At 43.9% G+C, this 22413-nt stretch carries 18 protein-coding genes; 9 read left to right on the top strand and 9 right to left on the bottom strand.

All coding sequences use genetic code 11. The annotated features are described in order from the left end of the window. Window positions 1-21 precede the first annotated feature (21 nt). The 3 genes from ACFPFU_RS01385 to ACFPFU_RS01375 all read left to right on the top strand — a co-directional run bounded on the left by ACFPFU_RS01385 (window position 22) and on the right by ACFPFU_RS01375 (window position 2180). Window positions 22-768: a dienelactone hydrolase family protein gene (locus tag ACFPFU_RS01385; RefSeq protein ID WP_377060749.1), complete on the top strand. Its 747-nt coding sequence runs from the start codon at window positions 22-24 to the stop codon at window positions 766-768. Between the two features lie 75 nt (window positions 769-843). After that, window positions 844-1488 (top strand): phosphoribosyltransferase, encoded by a 645-nt coding sequence (locus ACFPFU_RS01380; protein WP_377060747.1) that lies wholly within the window; start codon window positions 844-846, stop codon window positions 1486-1488. 128 nt (window positions 1489-1616) lie between these two features. Beyond that, complete coding sequence (locus tag ACFPFU_RS01375; protein ID WP_377060745.1) at window positions 1617-2180, top strand: hypothetical protein; 564 nt, start codon at window positions 1617-1619, stop codon at window positions 2178-2180. A 183-nt stretch (window positions 2181-2363) separates the two neighbouring features. Here ACFPFU_RS01375 and ACFPFU_RS01370 read toward each other — a convergent pair whose 3' ends face one another. Then, the gene (locus tag ACFPFU_RS01370; protein WP_377060743.1) at window positions 2364-3392 is read right to left on the bottom strand and encodes a zinc-dependent alcohol dehydrogenase family protein; all 1029 of its coding nucleotides are present in this window, start codon (window positions 3390-3392) and stop codon (window positions 2364-2366) included. Window positions 3393-3566: 174 nt separating this feature from the next. Here ACFPFU_RS01370 and ppsA point away from each other — a divergent pair, with 174 nt between their 5' ends. From ppsA to ACFPFU_RS01355, 3 genes are all read left to right on the top strand, one after another. Further along, window positions 3567-5960 (top strand): phosphoenolpyruvate synthase, encoded by a 2394-nt coding sequence (gene ppsA / locus ACFPFU_RS01365; protein WP_377060741.1) that lies wholly within the window; start codon window positions 3567-3569, stop codon window positions 5958-5960. A gap of 14 nt (window positions 5961-5974) precedes the next feature. Further along, window positions 5975-6730 carry an SDR family oxidoreductase gene (locus tag ACFPFU_RS01360; RefSeq protein ID WP_377060739.1) on the top strand — a complete coding sequence of 252 codons (756 nt, stop codon included), beginning with the start codon at window positions 5975-5977 and terminating at the stop codon, window positions 6728-6730. A 184-nt stretch (window positions 6731-6914) separates the two neighbouring features. After that, window positions 6915-7349: a hypothetical protein gene (locus ACFPFU_RS01355; RefSeq protein WP_377060737.1), complete on the top strand. Its 435-nt coding sequence runs from the start codon at window positions 6915-6917 to the stop codon at window positions 7347-7349. A 52-nt stretch (window positions 7350-7401) separates the two neighbouring features. Here the strand turns inward: ACFPFU_RS01355 and ACFPFU_RS01350 are convergent, their stop codons facing one another. From ACFPFU_RS01350 to ACFPFU_RS01335, 4 genes are all read right to left on the bottom strand, one after another. Beyond that, window positions 7402-8094, bottom strand: coding sequence for a DUF4136 domain-containing protein (locus ACFPFU_RS01350; RefSeq protein WP_377060735.1), 693 nt, complete (start codon window positions 8092-8094; stop codon window positions 7402-7404). Window positions 8095-8282: 188 nt separating this feature from the next. After that, window positions 8283-8516, bottom strand: a complete 234-nt coding sequence (locus ACFPFU_RS01345; RefSeq protein ID WP_377060733.1) for a hypothetical protein — start codon at window positions 8514-8516, stop codon at window positions 8283-8285. Between the two features lie 289 nt (window positions 8517-8805). Continuing rightward, the gene (locus tag ACFPFU_RS01340; protein ID WP_377060731.1) at window positions 8806-9873 is read right to left on the bottom strand and encodes a response regulator; all 1068 of its coding nucleotides are present in this window, start codon (window positions 9871-9873) and stop codon (window positions 8806-8808) included. Window positions 9874-10240: 367 nt separating this feature from the next. Continuing rightward, a complete protein-coding gene (locus ACFPFU_RS01335) occupies window positions 10241-10456 on the bottom strand; it encodes a YgaP family membrane protein (RefSeq protein ID WP_377060729.1) in 216 nt (71 codons plus the stop codon). Window positions 10457-10932: 476 nt separating this feature from the next. Between ACFPFU_RS01335 and ACFPFU_RS01330 the strand changes: the two genes are divergently transcribed. Together ACFPFU_RS01330 and ACFPFU_RS01325 are read left to right on the top strand one after the other, a co-directional pair. Beyond that, a complete protein-coding gene (locus ACFPFU_RS01330; RefSeq protein WP_377060727.1) occupies window positions 10933-12219 on the top strand; it encodes a glycosyltransferase family 4 protein in 1287 nt (428 codons plus the stop codon). 16 nt (window positions 12220-12235) lie between these two features. Continuing rightward, window positions 12236-13474: a glycoside hydrolase family 57 protein gene (locus ACFPFU_RS01325; RefSeq protein ID WP_377060725.1), complete on the top strand. Its 1239-nt coding sequence runs from the start codon at window positions 12236-12238 to the stop codon at window positions 13472-13474. A gap of 82 nt (window positions 13475-13556) precedes the next feature. Here the strand turns inward: ACFPFU_RS01325 and ACFPFU_RS01320 are convergent, their stop codons facing one another. From ACFPFU_RS01320 to ACFPFU_RS01310, 3 genes are all read right to left on the bottom strand, one after another. Continuing rightward, on the bottom strand, window positions 13557-15302 hold the full coding sequence (locus ACFPFU_RS01320; protein ID WP_377060723.1) for an adenosylcobalamin-dependent ribonucleoside-diphosphate reductase: 1746 nt from the start codon (window positions 15300-15302) through the stop codon (window positions 13557-13559). Between the two features lie 258 nt (window positions 15303-15560). Continuing rightward, window positions 15561-16622, bottom strand: a complete 1062-nt coding sequence (locus ACFPFU_RS01315) for a response regulator (RefSeq protein WP_377060721.1) — start codon at window positions 16620-16622, stop codon at window positions 15561-15563. Continuing rightward, window positions 16619-18229: a sensor histidine kinase gene (locus ACFPFU_RS01310; protein ID WP_377060719.1), complete on the bottom strand. Its 1611-nt coding sequence runs from the start codon at window positions 18227-18229 to the stop codon at window positions 16619-16621. The genes ACFPFU_RS01315 and ACFPFU_RS01310 overlap by 4 nt, the downstream gene beginning before the upstream one ends. Window positions 18230-18820: 591 nt before the next feature. Between ACFPFU_RS01310 and ACFPFU_RS01305 the strand changes: the two genes are divergently transcribed. Beyond that, window positions 18821-19582: a hypothetical protein gene (locus ACFPFU_RS01305; protein WP_377060717.1), complete on the top strand. Its 762-nt coding sequence runs from the start codon at window positions 18821-18823 to the stop codon at window positions 19580-19582. Between the two features lie 67 nt (window positions 19583-19649). On the opposite strand, the gene ACFPFU_RS01300 is transcribed toward ACFPFU_RS01305, so the two are convergent. After that, window positions 19650-22412 (bottom strand): nSTAND1 domain-containing NTPase, encoded by a 2763-nt coding sequence (locus ACFPFU_RS01300; RefSeq protein WP_377060715.1) that lies wholly within the window; start codon window positions 22410-22412, stop codon window positions 19650-19652. Between the last annotated feature and the right edge of the window lies 1 nt (window position 22413).

The following is a 22413-nucleotide window of genomic DNA, read 5'->3' as shown; positions in this document are numbered from 1 at the left end:
CCTGTCTATACCGCATTATTAATGCGGAGTTTTTTATTAGATGAAGGTGATGGCCGATCGGGACAGAAAGACCAACTCCGTTTACTTACTCATGAAAGAATGAAACAGGAATTAAAAATCAACCTTGATCACATTACCCTGACGGGCGAACTAAGCCTCTCGGAGAACGCCTGTGGCCTTATTATATTTTCTCATGGAAGCGGCAGCAGCCGGTTTAGCCCCAGAAATAATTTTGTGGCACAGTACCTGAATAAGAAGGGTTTAGCCACTTTTTTGTTTGACCTCTTGACCAGGGAGGAGGACCAGGATCCAAGGATTCGTTTTGATGTGGGCCTGCTGGCAAACAGGTTGGTTGAAGTCACAAAGACATTGATGAAAATGGCCTCGACAAAAGATTTACCTTTGGCTTACTTCGGCGCCAGTACAGGTGCTGCTTCGGCACTCATTGCTGCTTCTGTTCTCCAGCATAGGATAAAAGCGATTGTATCCCGTGGGGGTAGACCCGATTTGGCGTTGGAATTTTTAAAGGACGTAAAAGCCCCTACCCTCCTCTTGATTGGGGAATTTGATCGTCAGGTGATAGCATTGAACGAGCAAGCCTATGAAAAGCTCCCCGGTATAAAATCGTTGAGGATCATCAAGGCGGCCAGCCATCTGTTTGAAGAACCCGGAACGTTGGAAGAAGTAGCGCATTACTCCGCGGGATGGTTTATACAACATCTTGGGAATAGAAAGAATCAGCCCTTCCATGACTATATCTTCGTTTAGCTTTGAAGGGGCCGGAAGCGGGATATGGATTAAGATACAAATATCGGCCATGTAATCGTTATAATTTTTACGACCATGTTTAATGACAGAAAAGATGCTGCGGAAAAATTGGCCAAGGCCTTGGGAAAATACCGGAACACAAAGGCTTTGGTCTTGGGGATACCAAGAGGAGGTGCTGAAACGGCTTATTATGTGGCTAAATATCTAGGTGCGGAGATGTCTTTGGTCGTTACGCGTAAGCTGGGGTATCCGGCTGATCCGGAGGCTGCGTTTGGGGCGGTGGCTGAAGACGGGAGCCTGTATATTTCGGAAGCTGCCAGTCAGATCCTGTCGACAGAAACCATGAACGAGGTCTTGAAAGAACAGAAACGGGAAATTCAGCGAAGGATACAGAAGTTAAGGAAGGGCAAACCGCTCCCGGACTTCAAAGACCGGACGCTTATCATAGTCGACGATGGAATAGCCACAGGTGCCACGCTGTTTGCTACCATCATGCTTTGTAAAAAAAGGATGGCGGGAAAAATTGTGGTAGCAGCACCCATAGCGGGGACTGAGATGGCCGAGGTGTTGGAAAGAAAAGTGGATGAGGTGATTATTCTGGAGACCCCTTCCTATTTTAGAGCCGTATCCCAAGGTTATTACGATTTTTCAGATCTTACCGATGAAGAAGCGGTAGCTTTTTTCGAGAAATGGGAAAGGGAACGCCGCGCCCATTCTTGACGCCGGGATATCCGGGAAAAAATCACATTCGTCTTTTTCCCCGAATGATGCCCGCTCTGGAGCATAAGGAGAGGCATAGGAGACAAGTTGAAAAATAAAAGTAGCAGATGTCCTCTATCTCTACAACAATGGAAATCATCTTTTTGATAGGTTTTCGTTATTTTATATATACGATGCAAAACGGACGTTACAAAAAGAACATAATGATGGAAAACAGGATTTTAACCACGGATCGGTCACAATTGAAAAAGGATATGTTGGATGCCGGTATCGGTAAACACCAAACGGTGATTGATGATCTCAGAGAGGGTATCAAAGATCTGCAGTCCAGCGCAGGGATGGTGAATGAAGAGGAAATGGATCTTTCGCAGCAAGGATTCAATACAGAGATAATGCATAAAATCAATGCCCTGGCGGATCAGCTAAGTTTTGCCAATCAAGAGATGAAGCTGCTTTATGACATGATTCCGACCATACAGTATATTCATGAAACAGTAGCTGAAGGGAGTGTTGTGCTAACCGACAAGGGGGTTTTCTTTGTTTCCGCAAGTATAGAGGAATTTGAAGTAGAAGGAACCAAAGTTTTTGGTCTTTCCACAGCAAGTCCACTCTTTCAGGAAATGAGCGGAAAAAGGAAAGGTGATTCCTTCTCATACAAAGAGGTTCAATACAAAATACAAGATGTCTTTTAGTGAAGTATCTTCAGATGTGGCTTCTTTCGCCCTTTTGCTTGGGAATGATGAGTTTTTATGTTACTTCATTTTAAGATTTACCTATAGATAAAATAGGCATCCATGCCAGGTGAAGAAACAAAGGGATAAATCGAAGCCCCGTTGCAAGGCGGGGAATTAGCAGTAGATTATCATCCGGAAAGATCAACTAATTACCAGGACTTTTGCCCCTTTCACATGTTTGTGTTTAAGATCCAGAAGGGCTTCATTTGCCTTTTCAAAAGGATAAGGTTCTGTGGCTGGTTTGATAGGGATGGAAGCCGCGAGGGTGAGGAACCCGTCAACATCTGACCTTGTAATATTGGCAACTGTTTTTACCTCCTTTTCCATCCACAAATGATCCTGATAGGAGATGTTCAAAAGGGCATCCAGGTCCGTTGACTCTTTGCGGATGGCGTTAATCACCAACCTGCCCCCAGGCTTCAGATGGAATAGAGACCCCACAACGGTATTCCATACGGGAGTGGTGTCGATGATGGCGTTGGCTTTGTGAGGAGGCGATTCAGTGATGTTTCCTGCCCAGATGGCCCCAAGTTCAAGGGCAAAATGCTGTTCATCTTTACTTCTTGCAAACACAAAGAGAGGGCTTTTGGGATAAAGGTGGCGGGCCGCTTTCAATACAAGATGCCCGGATGCGCCAAACCCGGTAAGGCCCAGTGTCTGCCCATCGGAAATGCCCGTTAGCTTCAGAGAACGGTATCCTATAGCGCCTGCACACAGCAGCGGAGCGGCTTCCAGATTGGAAAATGCTGCGGGGATACCATAGGCAAACCGCTCGTCCACGATCATATATTCCGCGTAACCTCCGTTGTTGTCCCTTCCGGTCGCTCTGAATTCGGGACATAAATTTTCGAGGCCTGCGGCACAGTACTCACACCGTCCACAGGCAGTATATATCCATGCCACTCCCACGCGGGTTCCTGTTTCGAAAAATGTGGCTTTTTCACCGCATGCCTCTACTATCCCGATTACCTGATGTCCTGGAATCACCGGATAACTGGCAGGTGGGGTGCGGCCTTCAATTTCATCCAATTCAGTGTGGCATATACCGCAGCATAAAACCTTTATGAGTATCTCCCGGGGTTTAGGAACAGGGATGGGAGTTTCTGCCAGTTCGAGGGGAAATGATTCCTTGTGAAGATCTGATTTCTTATTGAGTAACCAGGCTTTCATGGTTCTTGAATTAGGTCGCGATAGATGAACAAAATTAAACAATGAAATCAAAAATAATTGGGGAAGTTTGGATCAAATTTTAATCTTTTATTTAGATGATTTTCATCATCAGTAATTGATGCCTAACCATTTATCTTACCTTTTCAACGCAACAACGCCACATGGATCTGTAATATGACACCAAATTGCCTTCTTTTTTCGGAAATCAGAAACAAAGATCTCGCGATAGTCGGGGGTAAAAATGCCTCTTTAGGGGAGATGTTAAAGGAATTAACGCCCTTGGGTATCCGAATTCCTGATGGGTTTGCCGTTACGGCAAAAGCCTTCCGGAATTTTATCCAAGAAAATGGTTTCAGGGAGAGGCTGGAAGCCAATTTAAATGAATTGGATATCAATACGCTGGAGAACCTTTCCGCGGTAGGTGCCTCCTGCCGGGGGATTATGGCCTCTGGCAAATTTCCGGAGGAGATGAAAAGTGATATTGCGTCTTTTTATGAAAGCCTCCGGGCCGACCAAATCCCGTCCGTGGCAGTCCGTAGCAGTGCCACGGCCGAAGACCTGCCCACGGCAAGCTTTGCCGGTCAGCATGATAGTTTTCTGAATATCGTTGGCTTGGATAGTCTTATGCAGGCCATTCACCGCTGTTATATTTCACTTTTCAATGACCGGGCGATCAAATACAGGATAGACCATGGTTTTGATCACATGGATGTGGCGCTTTCTGTCGGGGTTCAGCGGATGGTCCGCTCGGATATGGGCAGCGCGGGCGTGATTTTTACGATTGATCCAGAAACGGGATTTGAAAATGTGATATACGTCACCGCCGCTTGGGGCCTGGGTGAAAATGTGGTCCAGGGAGCAGTCAATCCGGATGAGTTTTTCGTCTTTAAACCTTCCTTGGAAAACCAAAAAAACAGCATCATTTACCGAAAATTGGGGGAAAAGGAAAACAAGATGATTTATTCCGTGGGTACTGAAAGACCGGTCATCAACGTAGAAACCAGCCCTGGAGAGAGATCCGTTTTTTCCATTTCCGATAATGACGTCCAAATCTTGGGAGAATGGTCCTATAAGATCGAAAAACATTATCAAATGCCTATGGATATAGAGTGGGCGAAAGATGGGCTGACCGGGGAACTTTATATCGTCCAGGCGCGCCCGGAAACAATACATGGCCAGAGAAAAGGCGTTAGCATAAAACAATATAAGCTATTAACCAAAGCAATACCTATCTGCAAGGGAAAGGCAGTCGGAAAGGCCATAGCCAGTGGGAGGGTCTGTATCGTCCATTCGTTGGCTGATGCAGGAAAAGTGCAAAAAGGAGACATCATTGTCGCAGACATCACCAACCCCGATTGGAATGCCATGCTGCGCAAGGCCGTGTGTATTATAACCAACAAAGGTGGGAGGACGAGCCATGCGTCCATCGTAGCAAGGGAATTGGGTATCCATGCTGTAGTAGGGACATCTGACGCCACCGAAAAACTTCATGACGGTCAAGTCATCACGGCTTCCTGTATTGAAGGGGACGAAGGGATGATATATGAAGGGAAACTGGAATGGGAAGAAAAGGAAATCAATATTGAAGAAGTGCCGCAGACCCAGACAAAGGCCATGTTTATACTGGCTGATCCACAGAAGGCATTCCAGTTGTCTTTTTACCCTAACCAGGGTGTTGGTCTGCTTCGCATGGAATTTATCATCACCAACGCCATAAGAATCCACCCCATGGCTTTGGTAAAATACCATGAACTCAGTGATAGCAATGACAAAAAAGCCATTGAGGCCATTACCCACCAATATGCCAACAAGAAAACATACTTCGTGGAAAAACTTTCCGAGTCTTTGGCCATGGTGGCCGCTGCTTTTTATCCCAAGGAAGTGATTGTTAGGATGAGCGACTTTAAAAGCAACGAATATGCGCAATTGATCGGAGGTAAAATCTTTGAACCCCTGGAAGAAAATCCCATGCTCGGGTTCAGGGGAGCTTCACGCTATTATCATGAGCGATATAGGGAAGGCTTCGGGTTGGAATGTGAAGCCATCCGTGTAGTTCGGGACGAAATGGGGCTAACCAATATCAAAGTCATGATTCCCTTTTGCCGTACCGTGGAGGAAGGCACGCTGGTTTTGGATACCATGAAGCATTTTAATCTGGAAAGGGGAAAAAACGGTTTGGAGGTGTATGTCATGGCCGAAATTCCCAGTAATGTGATTCTGGCCGGAAAGTTTGCAGAAATATTTGATGGCTTTTCCATAGGATCCAATGACCTGACACAGCTTGTCCTGGGTATTGACAGGGACTCTGCCATCATCAGTGACCTTTTTGATGAAAACAATGAGGCCGTAAAGCAGATGTTGTCCAATGTGATCCGGGTAGCCAAAACATCGGGAGTGAAGATAGGCCTCTGCGGACAGGCTCCCAGCGATTATCCGGAATTCGCGGGATTTCTTGTGGCCCAAGGAATAGACAGTGTCTCCTTTACCCCTGATGCCTTATTGAAGGGGATAGAAAATATCAGTATCGCGGAACGAAAAGAATCAATAAAAAATAGTGTAACCAAATAAATCATTCTACAATCATGGAACAGACTTTTAAAGACAAGGTGGCATTGATAACCGGCGGTTCGTTTGGAATCGGGAAAGCCACAGCGATTGCGTTTGCAAAGAGAGGAGCCAATGTTGTGGTAGTGGATTGGATTGAGGATAAGGAAACCATTGAAACCATCCAAAAGGCCGGGGGAGAAGCCATTTTCCTGAAATGCGACATGTCCAGGGAGGAGGACATCAAAATGATGGTGGAACAAACCATTGAAAAATACGGTAGACTGGACTTTGCTTTCAACAATGCAGGCGTGGAGGGATTGACAGCGGAAACCCATGCATGCACTGTCGAAAACTGGAACAAAGTTATAGGGATTAATCTTACCGGTGTATGGTTATGCATGAAATATCAGATTCCCCATATGCTAAAACAGGGAAAGGGTGCCATCGTGAACAATGCATCCATTGCCGGACTGGTGGGTTTTCCCGGCATACCGGCTTATGTGGCGTCCAAACACGGCGTGATTGGCCTGACAAAAAATGCCGCATTGGAATACGGTAAATTGGGGATCAGGGTGAATGTCGTATGTCCGGGCGTCATCAAGACACCCATGATTGACAGGTATACTGGGAAAAGCAAAGAGGTGGAAAAACAGTTTGAATCCATGGAACCCATCGGCAGGCTGGGAGAGCCGGAAGAAGTGGCGGATGCGGTACTGTGGTTATGTTCCGATTTGTCATCATTTGTGACGGGGCATTCTCTGGCAGTAGACGGAGGATGGGTCGCCCAATAACTGGGCCGGTATTTCCCCGAACGGACAGACAACTACCCTGAGAAACCCCCTTTCTTACAAAAGCGCGCCTCCAAAAAAATATAGAGTAAGCAGCTATGAAATCGAGCATGACGGAATCGTCACAAACTGGGATGATTATAGATTGCGAGATTCCATATGGCTAATGAAAAATAATTATAAACATATGAAAAAGAACCCATATCCCTATATGGGAGTATGGCTGGACCTGTCCAAAGCCTACTTCATTGGTTACAAAAAAGGTAAGGCCAGAATGATAGATATGATTCAATCTCCTTTTGACAGGAATTACAGGGAAGAAGGAGAAACGAGTGACCATACGAGGTTTGGCCCCGACGCCCCTTATACTTCCAATAATGAATACCGGAAGCATAATATTAAAAGAAATGAGCTGGATATATACTTCAAAATGCTGCTTGATAAGTTGGAGGGCAGTGAAAACATATTGCTGTTGGGGCCGGGGACTGCTAAAGATCTGCTACGCAAAAAACTGGCAGGAAGCCACGTATTTGCAGGAGCAAGGGTATTTACGGAACACAGTGATCAATTGACAGAAAACCAATTGCTGGCTTTTGTAAGGGCATATTTTCAGGAAAAATGATGCCTTCGGTTGTGGTATGATTTTTTAATAAATGGAGGGGGTGGTCAGGTGACTACTCCACTCCATTGCTTCTCGGAGCTCTATTGCTTAAATCCAAACTCCCCTTATTCCCCTTCAGCGGCCGTACCGGAAATTTACTGAGGACAAGATCAACGGCTGGATGGACAGGGTACAGAACATATTTAGGATCATAAATATTACCCCCCGTACTTCCTGTCCATATGAGTTTTTTGAGCTTTCGGTCGTACACATTCAGGGTAATGGTCCCCTCAATATAAGTTTCTGTATGCCGGGAGACCGGAAAGTCCCAAAAAGGGGGACGGTTCCAGCCATACCAGGTATAGAACCTGTAACGCGGATAATAATAGGGAAAATAATAAGGATTGTAAAAATAATATCCCGGGTAAAAATGGGAATAATGGGTTACTATCCTCTCCTTTTTCTCATTCAGAAGAACGAGCTGCAATACCATGTCAGGGGAATCCACATCCACCAGGTAACCCCGTTGGCTGAAAGCATGGGTAATGTAATTTTTGGCATTGTTACGCACAATGTCCATATCATAATCCCCCTCCTTGTTCCCATTATCAGGGACTTCTTCCTCATCAGGTGTCCAGGCAAAAGTTTTATAAACTCCGAAATCTATACTTCTATCAAAGTTATAAGAAACCTTTTTAAATGAGTTGCAGCTGCCAATCATTATAAGACAGCCCAATATCACTAGCTTTGCGGTCCGGGAAAACATGGTTGTAATCATTAAGTGCCGGATCAAATATCCTTCAAACTAATAGGACGGTAAATGATTTAACCAGGACAAAAAAATGATTTCTATCACAAGGATTGTCAACCATGAGGACCTCCGCTTTTGTCAACAACATTTTTATCGACAGCCATCCCTAAGCATAGCTGATGGGTTGATTAAGGAACATTCTTTCAAATGTCAGGTGTATCCGGAGGAAAAGCATCTCTGGATTCTCTCTCGAGCACCCTCCCATTTTCATTGAAGCGTAGCTTTAAAATGGTGTTGTCTAAATAGACCTCGATATCATAGACTTTTTGACCATTTACACTGCTTGTACCCAGCAGCTCAAACAGGAAACCAGGTTCGAATGTGTCCTTAAGGTATCCCAGTATCTTAGCAGGTATTTTGGATTTGTCCTTCTTCATCTAACTTCAATTTATATGTCAAGAAACCTGAAAGGTGCACAAGAAACCCCGGAATAAATATAGCCAACTTTGTGCCAAAGTTAAGACAAAGATCATAGCGTAGGGCTGAACAGCAACATCATATCGGCATAACTTGCGCAATCCCTCACTTTGACGGAATTTCTCTTAACAATTGTGAACAGGTTTTATAGAGATTCCATATGGCCTATTGAGAAAAAATTATAATCATATGAAATTGCCGTCGAAGAGCTTGAATAATATCCGGCGGATGGTGAGCATAGCATTAAACTCACAGATTGACGATGCGTTCCAGTTTGGGGATATTAAGGATTTTCAAACCATGCGGTGTTATTTCAATGAGTCTTTCTTCTTTGAAATCCGATAAGGTCCGGTTGAGTGATTCCGTGGTTGTCCCCACCATGCTGGATATATCCTTTCGGGCTATAGTGATGACCGTTGCCGTTTCATTATTGCCTTCAGCTAATTTTTCGTTGATTTTCAATAAAGTCCCCGCTACTCGTTGGCGGACAGATTGATAGGCAATATCCAATAGTCTGTTTTCCATTTCTTCCAGATTGTTGGACAGCATTTTAATGAATTTGCTGGCGATATCCTTATTGGAATACATCAGGGAAAGAAAATCAGACTTGGGAATAACCGATACCTGTACTTCCGTTAAAGCCTCGGCATTTTCATTGTAAGGTTTATCTTCTATCAAAGGGACATATCCCAAAAATGAGCCTTCATCATGGAACCCGGTTATCAGTTCCTTGCCAAATGAATTCATTTTAAAAGTTTTGATCTGGCCCTTTTCAATGTAATAAAGGCTGTTTGGGTTCTGTCCTTCCATGAAAATGAGGTCTTTTTTCTTAAAAATACGGCGCGGACGGTTTCCTAAAAGTGCTTGAACGTCCTGCATTTCACCGGGTTTGTTGAAGGTGGTCTTGGTCTCTCCGGAAGAATGGGCATGGTTTAATTTTGAAAGTTCTTTTTTTCTCAACCTCATTTCGATGACCTTAAGCAGATCCACCCCATCGAACGGTTTGGTAATATAATCATCCGCTCCTAAGTTCATGCCTGTTCTAAAGTCACTTTTATCGGCTTTTGCAGTTAGGAAGATGAACGGTATGTTGGCAGTATTTTCATCTTTATTCAAAATATGGAGCACACTGTAGCCGTCCATCTCGGGCATCATGATGTCGCAGATAATTAAATCAGGAAGTGATTTTTGAGTGAGTTCTATACCGGTTTTTCCGTTTGGGGCATACGTGACCTCATAACGTGCGAGTTTTAAAATGGCCATTATGTTCTCTGCCATTTCCAAATTGTCTTCGATTAACAATATATTGTAATTCATTTATATGTGTATTATTTTCCAACGCTATTTCAGACGAATGGGGCTTCCTGTTACGCCTTTGTTTCAAATAATGATGAAAAATAAGCCGGATTTTTAATAAAGAGAATGACAAAAATCACTATCACCAAAGGACAGAAATCATCCAAATGACGGGAGGTTCATTCCTATCCCTGTATAAAAACCCAAGGTTCCTTTCCATTCATAGAAGCGGAATTGGAATCTCAGAACTTGCCGCCGGTCCGATCCCCGTTGTTCTAAAAAAGTAATTTCTGCTTCCCCGTGAGTACTTGAGTTTTCTATTCAAGAAAGAGATGATTGTCCAGTCCAGCCATGGATAGTAACCCTTATACCGGGTCTTTTTCATGCATTATGCTTTAGAATTTAGCTTTTTTCTGGTGGAAATTCCAAAGGGATAATATAGGGGACAGAAACTGAAAAAGCTGGTGAGAATAAATATTCCCGCCACGACCAGCAATATCGTGGCCAATGTACCGGTGATGAGGCCGGTGGCATACAACACAACTACTACCAGTGCTGCCACCACTCTGACAAGTCTGTCAAGGGAGCCCATATTTGTTTTCATGATTGTATTTTTTTGTTGCCAATGTTTTTCTGAATTGCCCCAATCTATAACAGTGTACCTTAATCAACCCGTCATGGATTGGGGTAAGGCCGGGATTTGTTTATCCCATTGTTCAATTGAAGCAATTTATATATTTAGATATTGAAGTTCAGTGACCTTTGATATGCAGTAAGGATGATTGGTATCAGCACAGACCATTCTCAGATTGGCTTACAGTAGGGGCTGATGTAAATCGTATCTTCATGATGATGGTTGTCATTTAAATTTTTGGTTGAATGCAAGACATTTGCTTTAATTGATACTTAGGTGACTGCGCTCTCATAAGATAAAACCAACAATCTTATGGTGTTTTATCTTGTTACCCCATTTACATCTTCATTAGCAGAAAGGAAGGCTTTTCAGTCTTAGGTGCCCCTTTAACCGGGAAGGTTTAAAACTGGAAAGCAAGGTATATATTAACTAAAAATGATTTATATATGAAGGTATTGATGTTTGGCTGGGAATTTCCTCCACATATTTCGGGCGGCTTGGGTACTGCCTGTCAAGGAATCGTCAAAGGTTTGATACACCATGACGTGAAGGTGATAATGGTGGTTCCGAAGGCCCATGGAGACGAAGGAGAGGGGAAATTCCGGTTGCTGTCCGCAGAAAACGTCCCTGTTACTTCATCAGGCTTATATGCCAAAAAGTTAAAGGAGAAATTAAGTTTTTTTGAGATAAACAGTCCTGTCCTGCCCTATATACATCCGGAGGACTATGAACGGTATTTGAAATCGCTGTCATCACAGTTAAATCCTGCTTACCAAAAGGATCCGGGGGCTGTGTCATACCGGTTTTCCGGCAAATACGGAACCGGCTTGATGGCGGAAGTATGGAATTATGCCTTGGTGGCGGGGGAACTGGCAAGGACAAATGATTTCGATATCATCCATGCCCATGACTGGCTTTCTTTTCCTGCAGCTATTCTCGTGAAGTCGATCAGCAATAAACCGTTAATCGTCCATATGCATTCGACGGAATTTGACCGTGCCGGGGAAAATGTCAACCAGCAGATTTACCGAATGGAAAGACAGGCTATGGAAAGTGCCGATCAGGTCATAGCGGTAAGCGGGTTTACTAAGCAGATCATAGTAGACAAGTACCATATCCATCCGGCCAAAGTGGTGCCGATCCATAACGCAGTGGAGCAACTTCAGGAGCTACCTGCAAAGGCAAACCGAAAATTCCCCAGGGAAAAAATCATTTCCTATCTCGGAAGGGTTACGTTTCAGAAAGGGCCTGAGTATTTTATTGAAGCCGCTTCCAAGGTGTTGAAGAAGGATAACCGGTTTCGTTTTGTAATGGCTGGCAATGGTAACCTCTTAAACAAAATGATTGAAATGACCGCCAGGCTGCGTATTTCAAAGCGTTTTCATTTCCCCGGATTCCTCAAAGGAAGCCAAGTAGGCCGATTGCTCTCCATGAGTGATGCTTATGTCATGCCCTCTGTTTCGGAACCCTTTGGGATATCTCCGCTTGAAGCGATGCAGCGTCGTATCCCTTCTATCATCTCCAAACAGTCCGGCGTACAGGAAATCCTTAGGAACGTCATCAAGGTGGATTTCTGGAATACCGATGCGTTGGCAAATGCCATTTATGGGATAGGTGCTTACCATGGAATCTCCAGCACCCTGGCCGCTGGCGGGATGATGGAAGTGCAAAGCCTTGACTGGAATGATCAAAGCTTGAAAATGAAAAATCTTTATCAACAATTTGTCACTTAGAAAAATCAACTGTATCATGAGGAATATTTGCTTATACTTTCAGGTCCATCAGCCCTTCCGTTTAAGAAATTTCCCGTTTTTCGATATCGGGGAAAATGGTGATTATTTCGATGAGGCTGCCAATCGCGCATTGCTGAGAAAAGTAGCACAGAAGTGTTATCTCCCGGCCAATAAACTATTATTGGACCTTTTCCGGAAACACGGTAAGGATTTCAGGGTAAGTTTTTCCATTTCCGGGACGATCCTTGACCAATTTGAGCGGTATATGCCGGAGGTAACTGAAAGTTTCCAGAAGTTGGCAGATACAGGCAATGTGGAGTTTTTAAGTGAAACATATGCCCATTCCCTGGCAGCCATGAAAAACAAAGATGAGTTCATCCGGCAAGTAAATGCCCATGCTGAAAAAATAGAAAGTCTTTTTGGGCAACGTCCCTTGGCTTTCAGAAATACCGAATTGGTATATGCCGACTTCATTGGGGAGACCGTGCACGATATGGGCTATAAAGTGATGCTTACCGAGGGAGCGGATTGGGTGCTGGGATGGAGAAGTCCCAATTACCTGTACCGGAGCCATGTCCGTCCGGATTTAAAGTTACTGCTTAAAAACTACCGTTTAAGTGATGATATTGCTTTCCGGTTTTCCGATAGGAACTGGATGGAATGGCCGCTGACAAGTGATAAATTCGTCCATTGGCTCAACGCCATTCTCGAAGAAGAGGAAATTGTGAATCTCTTTATGGACTATGAAACCTTTGGGGAACATCAGTGGACAGACACGGGAATATTTGATTTTCTGGAAGAATTGCCAGGTAAGGTTCTCAAGAAGGGCTTTGGGTTTATCACCCCTTCGGAAGCTGCATTTCTGCCTGATGAAGGACCTTTGAGCATTCCTTACCCTGTTTCCTGGGCAGATGAGGAAAGGGATTTGACCGCATGGCTCGGAAATGATATGCAGCAGGATGCATTTGATACTTTATATGAACTGGAAGATAAAGTTGTCCGTTGCCAGGATGTCCGATTGAAGAGGGATTGGCTTTACTTGCAGACAAGTGATCATTTTTACTACATGTGTACAAAGCATTTTTCAGATGGGGAGGTCCATAAATATTTCAACCCATACGAATCACCATTTGATGCCTTTATCAATTACATGAATGTACTGGCGGATTTTAGCCTAAAAATGGATACTGTAAATGAGATACAGCAGGCCTTGTATCCATCCGAGAGGAACTATGGGAGTAAACTCTCAGTATGAATCAAAAAGTGATCCGACCATCTTCATCTGCGGGATGAAAACTGGGAGCCGGGAACCATGATGTTTTCGTTTTGCAAGGATTCTACGGACATACCTTGCAGCTCAGGTTGCCGCCTGAAATCCCTTTGTTCAGCACCTGTTTGCCAAGGGGGTTGTCCCGGAAGACTGTGATTCCCTTTGCTTTTGAACTCCAGGCAGTGGTGTAAATGTAATCCACGTCCTCCAGGGTCGCTGAGCTGGGGAGATTGATGGTTTTGGACACGGCATTGTCCGTATATTTTTGAAAAGCGATTTGGTGTCTCAAATGCCAATAGGGAGGTATTTCCAGCGCAGTCTTAAAGATGTCTCTGATTTCCGGGGGAATAGCTTCCATATCCTTACAGGTACCCTTTTCAAAGGCTTTTTCCAATATATCGTTAACTTCCAGGTGCTGCTCATACAGGTAATTCAGAAAAAGAGGATTTACCGTAGTGAGCGTGTCGTTGTTCAACACGTATTTCCGTTGGTAGACCAAAGCAAACAGCGGTTCGATAGAAGAGGAAGTGTTGGCGATTACCGATATGGTTCCCGTAGGGGCGATACTGGTGCGGGTGGCATGGCGCAACGGGCTTTCCGGGTAATAAATGCTTTTCTCCCAATTGGGAAAAGACCCTCTCGCTGTCGCAAGAGAGGCAGATGAGGCATTGCTCTTTTCCTGGATAAATTTCATCACCTGTTCTCCTAATGTTACAGCCTCCATTGTATCGTAGGGTATGCCCAATTTTATCAGCATTTCGGCCCAGCCCATCACCCCCAGACCGATTTTTCTGTTTCCCAGCGTTTTTTCGGAGATAACGGGGTCGGGATACCTGTTGATTTCTACCACATCATCCAAAAACCGTATGGCGATCTCCACCACCTTTGCCAGTTGATCCCAATCCACTGTTTTTGAACTGTTTTTTTGTCTTACATAATGGGAAAGATTAATAGACCCCAAGTTACAGGATTCATAAGGAAGCAACGGGACTTCCCCACAGGGGTTTGTCGCTTCAATCCTGCCCAATTTTGGTGTAGGATTGGCCACATTGATGGTGTCCAGGAACAGCAGACCCGGGTCGCCGTTGGACCAGGCATTCCTGACTATTTCCTGCCATAGTTTTCTTGCTTCCAAAGTCTTAACGATTCTTTGGGAGTTGGGGTGGATGAGGTCCCACTTGTCATTGTTTCCAACAGCCTCCATGAACGCATCCAGAATGCCTACAGATATATTGAAGTTTCTCAGGGTGTCGTTCATGCTTTTAGCGGCAATAAACGCTTCTATATCGGGATGGTTCACAAGCAGCACCCCCATGTTGGCTCCGCGCCGCTTCCCGCCCTGCATGACGTGTTCGGTGGCGGCATCAAACACCTTCATGAAGGATACCGGTCCGGAAGCATAACCTCCCGAAGTATATATGTCGTCTCCCTTTGGCCTCAAATGACTAAAATCAAAACCGGTACCACCTCCTTTTTGCTGAATCAGTGCCGCCTGCGTTATCGTTTCAAAAATAGTTTTCAGATCGTCTTCTACCGGAAGGACAAAACATGCACTTAATTGCCCCACCGGGGTGCCGGCATTCATAAGGGTGGGGGAATTAGGGAGGAAATTGAGTTTTTTCATCACCTCAAAAAAAATACCAGCCCATTTTTTTGCTGCCTTTTCATCCGACCATTTGCGTTCTGCCTCTGCCACTGCCTCGGCTACGCGTCTGAACATCTCAAGAGGTGTTTCTCTAATTCTGCCCTTTTTATCTTTTAAAAGGTAGCGTTCTCTGAGAACAAGCTGCGCGTTATCTGTCAATATAGTCATATCTATCCAGCCTTTCCGGTATGATGAGGGTGCAGTTATCCCCTGAATGAATGGAAACAGACAGTCCCTTGTATATGCCGAATATCCATTTTAAAAGCGTCCATTAAAATGACTGAATAGGTTAAATCAGATGATAAAGATCATCAAAGCCGGGTTGAGGATCAGCGTGAAGCAACTTCCCTTAGAGGGGCGCAGGAAAATGTCAAATGAATTTTTTTCTCAGGGACAGAAAGCACAAACGGATTTTCCTCCGGCATGCTAGCGGCTGAGCTTTTCAAGCTTTTCCATATCGAGGATCTTGATTCCTCCGTCGTTAACGTGGATCAAGCCCTCTTCCTTAAAATCTGATATGGTCCGGTTCAGTGACTCCAGTGCTGTGCCCACTATGCCTGCAATGTCCCTTCTCACCATTTTTATCATCGAGTTATCCGGGTGGTTCTTTTTTTGCTGATGATAAAGGTAAAGAATCGCGCCTGCGACCCTTTGCCGAACAGACTGGTACGCGAGATCCAGCAGGCGCTTTTCATTGTCATGGACATTGTTGGAAAGGATCTTAATAAACCGGGCCGCCACTGCCCTATTGGTATAAATCAGGGTATGAAAATCCTTTCCGGGTATGGCAGCAACTTCAGTGTCGGAGAGTGCCACTGCACTTTCCGTATAGACGGTGTTTTTCAATAAAGGAACATAGCCCATAAACTGACCCTCCCCGAAAAGTCCGGTAATAAACTCTTTGCCATCCGGGTTTAATCTGAATGTTTTGATTTCGCCACGGATAATGTAATAAAGGGACACGGGCGGCTGACCTTCCCAGAACAGGTAATCCTTCTTTTTGTAATATCTCCGCGGTCTTTCCGCCGACAGTCCCTCATAATTGTTCATCTGTCTGAGGGTGGTAAAAAAATCTTCGATCTCCTGGAAATCGTTTCCCAGAAGGGACTTCAATTGCCGGTGTTTTTTTATCCGGATTTCGACGGCTTTTAACAATTCCGATCCGTCAAAGGGCTTAACGATATAGTCGTCCGCTCCCATATTCATCCCTTTTCTGAAATCCGATTTTTCGGCTTTGGCAGTGAGGAAGATAAAGGGAATATCAGATGTATCGGGATGTTTGCTCAGTACGTGCAGTACCCCATAACCGTCCAATTCCGGCATCATGATGTCGCACAGGATCAGATCCGGTTTATGGTGCCGGGCCAGTTCTATGCCGGCCTTGCCGCTGTTTGCAGTAATCACTTCATAATTACCGAGTTTCAGGATGTCCGAGATGTTTTCACACATCTCAATATTGTCCTCAATAATTAGAATACTAGACTTCATAATTCATGGTGTTGGTAATCTGACAGGTAGTGTTGTTGATTGGTGGGTATGGCTACGGTGAACGTAGTGCCCTGATTCAATTGGCTCTCAACCGTAACGGTCCCCTTCATAAGGTCAACATACTTTTTGACAATGTTCAGGCCCAATCCGGTACCTTCGATGTTGGTGACGTTCTTGGCCCTGAAAAAGCGGTTGAACAGGTATTTTTGCTCTTCAACGGGGATGCCGACCCCATGGTCTGTTACCTCAATAATCAGTTGGTCAGCAGCTATCCTGGAAGACAGTTCGATCGTATCCGTGGGATTGGAAAATTTGATGGCATTGGAAACAAGGTTGATAATAATGTTTCTAATGAACTGACGGTCAATCAAAAAGGTATCGGCTGTGCCGGAGTGGGTATAGTTTATCTGTTGATCGGTTTTTTTCACGGGTTCCATTTCTTCAACGATTTCCTGGATACAGGAAGGTACATTGGTTTCCGAATAAGAAGCCTTGACTCTCCCCTCCTCCAATTTACTCAAAGAAAGAAATTCGTTCAATATGGTGGTCATGTTGTTCACCGCCCGTTTGATCCGGCTAAAATGGGTGCTTTTGGATTGATCCAACTGCTCGCTGCTAAAATTTTCCAACAAAAAAACAGAAGACAAAATGGTACTCAGAGGCGTGCGGAACTCATGGGATGCCATGGTGACGAACCTCGACTTAAGTTCTCCCAGTTCCCGTTCTTTTTCCAATGCCCGCAAAAGTTCCTCTTCCATTTGCCTGAGGGATTCGTTGTTTTCTTCCAGGTGTTTAAGTGCATTTTCCAGGTCTTGGGTACGTTTTTCCACACGGAATTCCAGCTCTTCATTAAGTTTCTGCGTGAGTTCTTTCTCTTTGATAAGCTGTTCTTCAGCTTTTTTTCGTTCGGTGATATCCGTTACAAAAGCGATTACCGTAAGTTCTTTTCCTTCTCCTCTAAAATAACCGAGGCTTACCTCTACCGGGAACTCCTGCTTGTTTTTATGCAGGGCATACAGTTCTTTGCCCGCACCCATGGGTCTGTTATGGGGATCTTTGTTGAATTTTTCCCGGTAATGTGTATGCTTGACCGAGAACCTATGTGGAATTAATTTTTCTACTTTCATGCCCATCATCTCATTTCTTGGATATCCAAAAAGCTCTTCGGCGTATAGATTGACCATGGTGATGGTGCCTGATTGATCGACTACGAGTATGCCTTCCGTGGTGTTTTCAAATATGGCGCTGAGTCTTTCCTTATCCTTCAGCTCCCTGTTTACAAATTGTTTTTGGAGGTAGTTGAAATAGATGACTATCCATACCGTCATGATGATGACCAGGCCTTCCGAGAATTCAGGAATGTCAACCGTCGTAAAATCCCGGAGTAAAAAAAAATCCAGAGAAATAAGGACCGTTGTGAGGACGCCTATAATATAATGGTAGACACCCCTATCGGCTATCCACAGAAGATAAAATATAATGAGAAAGTAAGGCAATGACCATCCCGCACCATCTTCCCTTCCGTACATTAAAAGGACAAAAATGATGAGAATAAGCATTACACCCAGAATTAAATATTTGTTGGCGAAAGGGCTGCGGGATCTCATGGGTATTACAGGTTTTTCTTTATAAATATAAATAAATATTTTTTTCTTAAAATTTTGTAATTCGATAAAATAGGGTTTGAAACAGTACGAGGCTGATGGGTTCAGGTAAATTTACGAGGAATAAAATCCTGTTTTACCTTTTTATTAAATTACTAATTAATGTTTTAATTCGCTAAAATTTTTGATCTTTCTTTTGAATTAGATCTTAACGCGCCCATCCTATTTTCTGCAGGGGTTATTGGGTGGGTTTTTCCTGAAACCGGACTTTCCTGTTCTGACACAATCAGGTCTTTTTGTAGGTATTGGGTGTTTTGTTTAGGATGTAATTTTTAATTCCGTTATTGTTTCAAAAGTAAAATTGTTTAATAAATATTTTGCTGAATAATAAAATTATATTTAAATTAGGTAGTATGCATCAAGCATTGTTTTTAAAGGGTAATTTGTGGGTTGTTTTTTGACCGGGACAGCGCAGGAAGTAGGCTTGGGAGAGTTGGGCTAAAACCAAAAAACACCTGTATTCTTAAACCAACAATATGCAGTTACATTGTTTCATAACTGAAAACAATTTACACAACTTCTTATTTTCATGTCATGTCAGATAATCAATCCAATTTTAGGGAAAATGTGGCCAAATGGATTTCTGTTGGTGTTATTGCCGCAACGGGGTTTTTAGGTATTTTGGGGGTGGTGATGGGGATCATATACTTATACAGGATACCCGGAAAAGAAGGTATTGATGAAGCGCAGAAAGTCCTTCAATTTGTTTTCACGGCGCTCCTTCCATTGTGGGGCACCTGGATCGGTACCGTGCTGGCCTATTATTTCTCAAAAGAAAATTTTGAATCCGCCAACAAACATGTGAGGGATCTGGTAGGCCAGATGACGACAAGCGATTATCTTAAATCGATGAGAGCGGTGGATGTCATGATGCCTTATGAAAAACTTATCCGTAAGGATATCACGCCCGATACCGATCCCGATACTTTAAAGATCAAAGATCTTTTCGACCATATCATCGGAAACCAAATCCGACGTTCGCTGATATTTAAAGAGGGGAAGGTCATCTATACCCTGCACAAAAGTCTCCTAAGTGACTTTCTGTACCGCCATCCCGACAAACCGGAGGCGACAATTGCCGACATGAAAAAAGATGAGGACAAGGATATCCAAAACGCTTTTCGCAATGGGGTAGGTGTCATTAACAAGGAAGCCTCACTGCTGGATGCCAAGAACCTGATGGAAAACCTCTGGGGATGCCAGGATGTATTTGTGACGGAAACGGGAGGGAAAAATGAAAAAGTATTGGGTTGGATAAGCAATGTGGACGTTTTAAAGCACAGCAAAGTCAAGTGAGTCCAATAGAAAGGGATGCTTGGGTGGTTATTATTTTCGGGGTGTTATTCAGTAATAAGGATAGGGATTAAAACTTGTTGAGCTGGATGATCTGAAATTGTTGTCCCCATTCCGAAATGTCATTTCCTTCTGGTGTCAGCCTTGCACTGCACATGGCAGGTGAGTAACTGGAAGCTACCCATTCATTATAATGAAACTTATACCAATTATTGGATTTTTCTTGTTTGTTCAGGTAAATCACCTTCCATTCATTATCGGCAAAACGAATATAAGATTGGTCTTCAGCTACAATCAGGGCATTTTCGGAAACCAATATGCTGCAGCAAATCCTGTCAGGTGCTACGCTTGGATTCCAGTTTTGTATACCGGACCGATTGTACCAAACCATCAACCGGAAAGGGTCCGGGGTGGGCTGTACGTTAAAATTCCACGCCAGTAGCTCAGCCTGGGAGAAGCGGTTATAAAATTCCGGGTTATCTGTGTGTGGCTTCATTTGTTCCAAAAAATCATTGCCAAAATCCTGGCCATAGTTTTTGGTCAACCAATCGGTAAACTTCTCAAAAAATGCTTCACTAAATACGTTCAATAACAAGTGTTTGGAAAATTCCCAAATAAAGCGTGGGCTGTAATCATTGACCAGCAAATCGGTCAGGTAATCTTTGTTTAACCTGAATAATTCCACGTTGCGTCTGAATTCCAGGTTCATCAAAATATCGTTATCAAATTGAATCTGGTCGATTAGCTGTAATTCTCCGTTCTGTTGCCGTATGCTATAATGCTCTCCGTATAAGAAAGCGGGCTGGTTGGACTGGACCAAAACGGCCCAGGCACCATCTGGAATGTTGTTTTTCTCTGTTTCCGGTTCATACTCAAAATACTGGAATGCCTCGCATCCTGCCAAACCTATCACATCCTGGTGCTGGATCTTGTAGGAGGCGCCTCCATAGGGGAGGTCTTTTCCATTTATGGTGGTGCCATTGGTGGAATGTAAGTCTTCTATAATCCCGTTCCGGGAGATTTTGACGTGTCGTCTGGATACATAAGAGTTTGGCAGATCTATTTCGTTGAAGGTTGCATAGTCCATTGAGTTGGTGTTTCTTCCTATATGGATATTGTCTCCCATAAGTTTTTCGATTTTGTGATCTTTTAGGTTGAGCAGATAACCCCAGGGAGTATGTTTTTGCCTTAACTTTTCGATGGATTCTTTTACCCGGACAGCGCCCATATCATCTCCTGAATTGCGGTAATGTTCCTCAGCGATCTTATAATGCTGGATGATTTTTTCGAGATCGACCTTCGTATTTTCAGGCAGGCTTTCGATTTCCTCATAATACATGGCCAGTCGTTCGTTCAGTCTCCCTAAAGCACCGTGCTCCTTTATTTCCTTAAATTGTCCCAAGGCTTTCTCATAGAAATACACTGCTTCCCTAAAATTTGTCTGCTTTTGTCTGATCACCCCTAATTTTTCCATTGCCTGGCCGGCTATAAGATGGTCTTTCAGCTCCAAAGCTGATTCCTGAGCCACAAGGTAATGCTCATAGGCGCTTTGGTATTTATTGTCAACCAGCAAGGTGTTTCCTTTTTCATAACTTTGATGGCACAGCATTTTCTTGTCAAGACGTCTTTTCTTGTCTGCCTGTACTACAGGTATCAGCACATCATGAATCAGTTCCAAGTAAATTTTGTTGTTCCACTCCGTCTCTCTAAGTATCCGGTCATTGATGAGCCGGCTCACACTGTCCCTAAGATGATCCACATCACTTTGGGAAAATTCAGGTCTGTTGATAAATTCATTCCTATATCTCGGTATCCTTACACCATCATCGGAGACCAATGATTCAATGTGTTCCCTTTCTTCCGGGCGGGTATGCTGCAGGTAAAAATCTTCAATGATATTGTCCACATTTACTTCCTCCACCAAGGTCTGATCTATTAGGTGGGTATGATCCGGCCTTTTGCTGCTTACTTCAAAGCAAATAAGGCTGAGCAGAAACGGTTCTATTTCATACCGCTTCAGATCCTCAAATGATTCCTGAAGGGGATAGATGCTTTTAAGAATTTTTTGCAATAGGCGACGGGCGTTGTTTTCCGAAATGATTTGCTTTGCAGGCAAATAAATGGCTTTATAAGCATCTTCGGCGTTCATTTGATGCAGCCGGAATTTCTCATTCCGGATTTGAGGAATGTATTTCGATAACTCCTCCAGGTCTTTGATATAATCATCCCGGAGACTTAGGATTACCTTGACCCTGGGTCTACCATAATCGAAAGGGATTTCGCTGTCACGGTACTTTTCCACCACTTGCTGTGGCTTCCAGTTTTGGATGGCGCAGCCCAACTCGATTAAAAATTCTTTGACCATTTCCCCATGGTCTTTGCCCAGCGTAAAAATTTCCTCAAATTGGTCCAATACCAGGACAGGTTCCTGATAAGGTTTTTTGAGTTTTAGCCGGTGAAAATATTCCCATAGCGTAAGTGCCCCCAGAGAGGGGGTGGCAGCGTATTTTTTGTTCTTTATTTGGGACTCAACGCTGGATTTGAACTGAGAGAGTATGGAGGTGTCCGTTTTTTCAAAATTTAACCTGTAATAAACCGGAAAGAAACCGTTCTCTCTCAACAAGGGGAAAAGACCGGCTTTCAACAGAGAGGTCTTGCCATAACCTGAGCGGCCATACAATACCGTGAGGTTTTGCCTTTTGACCTGCCCAAACAAACTTTCAATCTGCTTGTGGCGTCCGAAAAAGAATCCAGAATCCTTTTCATCAAAAGGCCATAAACCCAGATAAGGATTGTATTTATCAATGACCGCAGCGTTTTCTCCCTTACCCATC

This window comes from Negadavirga shengliensis, assembly GCF_042652345.1.
Classification (GTDB): Bacteria; Bacteroidota; Bacteroidia; order Cytophagales; family Cyclobacteriaceae; genus Negadavirga; species Negadavirga shengliensis.
Note: the sequence above shows the minus strand (reverse complement) of the source record. Positions and strands in the feature narration are given on the sequence as shown.